Below are 3,550 nucleotides of genomic sequence, written 5' to 3'. Positions count from 1 at the left end.
GATGACGCTGGCGGTGGTGCCGGTCAGGATGTACCCGGCGTTGCTGTCCTCCGCCTGCTGGAGCAGGCCGGTGTAGTCCTGGCCGCTGGAGCCCACGAAGACGCCGGTGCGGGAGCCGCGCAGCGAGGTCGGGTCGATGCCCGCCGCCTCGACGGCCTCCCAGGAGGACTCCATCATCAGCCGCTGCTGCGGGTCCATCGCGATCGCCTCGCGCGGCGATATCCCGAAGAACACGGGGTCGAAGTCGCCCGGGGCGGCGAGGAATCCGCCGCGGAGCCCCTCGATGTCCCAGCCGCGCTCGGCGGGTACGTCGATGACGGCGTCCACGCCGTCGGCCACCAGGCGCCACAGGTCCTCGGGGGTCTCCACGTTCCCCGGCAGCCGGCAGCTCATGCCGACGATGGCGATGGGTTCGTCGCTGTCGACGGCCCTGACCGGGCCGGGGCTTCCCGCGGGTGCGGCCGATCCCACCAGGAGCGAGGACACATGCGCGGCGAGCGCGGCGGGGGTCGGGTAGTCGAAGACGAGGGTGGAGGGCAGCCGCAGCCCGGTGACGAGGTTCATGCGGTTGCGCATCTCGATCGCGGTGAGCGAGTCGAAGCCCAGGTCGTTGAAGGCGCGTCCGGCGCCGATCTCGTCCTGTGCGGCGTAGCCGAGTACGGCGGCGGCCTGGGTCCGCACCAGGTCGAGGACCGCTGCCGCTCGGTCGTCCTCGGCGAGGCCTGCCAGTCGCTGCGCGAGCGGTTCCTCGCCGGAGCCGCCACTCTGCGCGGCGGGCCTGGCCGGCAGCCGCACCAGGCCGCGCAGCAGCGGCGGCACGGCGTCGGCCGCGGTGGCACCACGCAGCCCGGACACGTCCAGGGGCGCGGGCACCAGGGTCGCGTCGTCCAGGGTGCGTGTGACGTCGAACAGGGCCAGGCCGTCCGCCGACTCCAGCGAGCCGACACCGGACCTGCCGATCCGGCTCAGCTGGGTGTCGTCGAGGCTCGCGGCCATGCCGCTGCGCTCGGCCCACAGGCCCCAGGCGAGCGAGGTCGCGGCGAGGCCGCGGGCGCGGCGGTGCTGGGCGAGGGAGTCCAGGAAGACGTTGGCCGCGGCGTAGTTGCCCTGTCCCGCGCCGCCGAGGGTGGCGGCGACCGAGGAGAACAGGATGAACGCGGACAGGTCCAGGTCCTTGGTGAGTTCGTGCAGCGCGACCGCGGCGTCCACCTTGGGCCGCAGCACCGCGGTGAGGCGCGCCGGCGTCAGCGCGTTGAGCACGCCGTCGTCGGTGATGCCAGCGGCGTGCACGACGGCGGTCACCGGATGCTCGGCGGGGACGGCGGCGAGGAGCTCACCGAGCCGGGCCCGGTCGGCGACGTCGCAGGCCGCGACGGTCACCGTGGCTCCGAGGCCGGTGAGTTCGGCCTCCAGTTCGGCCGCGCCCGGCGCCTGCGGGCCGCTCCTGCTGACGAGCAGCAGCCGCTCGACTCCGTGCGCGGTGACCAGGTGCCTGGCGAACAGCTTGCCGAGCGTGCCGGTGGCACCGGTCATCAGAACGGTGCCGCCGGGCCTGCCGAGGAGCGGTGCGTCGGCGGGGGCCTCGGGCGCCGCCACCCGGGCGAGCCGGGGCACCCTCACCTGTCCCGCCCTGATGGCGCACTGCGGTTCGCCGTCGGCCAGGGCCTGCGGGAGCGCGCGGTGCGAGGCGGGCAGTCCGTCGAGGTCGACGAGGGTGAACCGGCCGGGGTTCTCCGACTGCGCCGAGCGGATCAGACCCCACACGGTGGCCTGTGCGACGTCCTCGACCTCGTCGTCGGCGGTGGCGCCGACCGCGCCGCGGGTGACGAAGACCAGGCGGGTGTACGCGAACCGGTCGTCCTCGACGAGGATCTGGGCGAGCGCGAGGACACGGGCGGCGGCTCCGTGCGCCGACTCGACGGTGTCCGTGCCGGGTTCGGACACACAGGGAACGAAGAGGACGTCGGGCACGGGCCCGCCCGCCTCGACGGCCTCGCCGAGCTCCACCAGGTCCGGGTAGCGCAGGTTCGCGGGCAGCCCGAAGGAGGTGTCGCCGAGGACGGCCCAGCCGCTGGTGTCCGGCGCTGTGCCGGTCTCCGTGAGCACCGGCCACTCGACACGGAAGAGACGGTCGTGGTGGGCGCTGCGGGCGACGTCGAGCTGCTCGGCGGAGACCGGGCGCAGCGCCGTGGCCTCGACGGAGGCGACGGGCGCCCCGGTGCCGTCGGCCAGCGCGACCGACACTGTGTGGCTGCCGGTCGGGGTGAGCCGCACCCGCAGCGCGGCGGCGCCCGCGGCGTACAGGGAGACCCCGGTCCAGGAGAAGGGCAGCCGCTCCTGTCCGGACTCCGTGCCGTCGCCGGAGCCCAGCATGGCCCGCGAGTGCATCGCGGCGTCGAACAGAGCGGGGTGCAGGCCGAACCTGCCGGCCTCGGCGGCCGGTTCCTCCGGCAGGCGGACCTCCGCGAAGACGTCTTCGCCGCGCCGCCACACCGACCGCAGGCCCTGGAAGGCGGGCCCGTAGCCGTAGTTGGCGGCGTCGAGCCTGGCGTAGAAGTCGTCCATGGGAATCCGGACGGCCTCCGGGGGCGGCCAGGCGGTGAAGTCGTTCCAGTCGGGTGCCGCGGCCTGGCCGGGGGCGAGCACTCCGCTGGCGTTGCGGGTCCAGCCGTCCTCGCTCTGTGCGTCGTCGGCCCGCGAGTAGACGTACAGCTCGCGGTGTCCGCTCGCGTCAAGGGTGCCGACGCTCATCTGTACGGCGATGCCGCCCTCGGTGGGCAGGATGAGCGGCGCCTCCAGGTTGAGCTCCACGATCTGCCCGCAGCCGAGTTGGTCGCCGGCGTGGATGGCCAGCTCGACGAAGGCAGTGCCGGGCAGCAGGACGGTGCCGAGGACGGTGTGGTCGGCGAGCCAGGGGTGGGTCTGCAGGGAGAGTCTGCCGGTGAACAGCATGCCGTCGTCGCCGGCCAGGGCGACCGCGGCGCTGAGCAGCGGGTGTTCGGCCGAACGCAGCCCCATGGCGGTGGCGTCGCCGGCCCAGGCGGCGGACAGCTTCGGCCAGTACGACGCCCGCTGGAAGGCGTAGGTGGGCAGCGCGGTCACGTGCGCGCCGGTGCCTTCGAAGAGGGCCGTCCAGTCCGGGCCTGCGCCGTGGACGTGCAGTTCGGTGAGGGCGGTGACGAGCGCCTGGCCCTCGGGCCTGTCTGTGCGCAGCGCGGGGACGAAGGCGGGCTCCGCGGCTCCCGCGGGGAGGTCCGTCAGGCAGTCCTGGCCCAGGGCGGTCAGTACGCCGCCGGGGCCGATCTCCAGGAACGCGGTGACGCCGTGGTCGGCGAGCGCCCGGATCCCGTCGTGGAAGCGGACGGCCGCACGGACGTGGCGCACCCAGTAGTCGGGGTCGGCCAGCTCCTTGGCGGCGATGACGCCGCCGGTCACGTTCGAGACGACGGGCAGTTCGGGCGCGTGGAACTCCAGGGTCCCTGCGAACTTCCCGAACTCTTCGAGCATGGCGTCCATACGCGGCGAGTGGAAGGCATGGCTGACCCGCAGG

1 protein-coding gene is annotated in these 3,550 nt (G+C 74.1%); it reads right to left on the bottom strand.

What is annotated here, in order from left to right; translation table 11 throughout:
* Nucleotides 1–3,549 (bottom strand): SDR family NAD(P)-dependent oxidoreductase (locus tag EES42_RS39505; RefSeq protein WP_346775442.1); only part of this gene is annotated, 3,549 nt, incomplete at its 3' end.
* Nucleotide 3,550: the final 1 nt, after the last annotated feature.

The organism is Streptomyces sp. ADI95-17 (assembly GCF_003846175.1).
Taxonomy (GTDB): domain Bacteria; phylum Actinomycetota; class Actinomycetes; order Streptomycetales; family Streptomycetaceae; genus Streptomyces; species Streptomyces sanglieri.
Note: the sequence above shows the minus strand (reverse complement) of the source record. Positions and strands in the feature narration are given on the sequence as shown.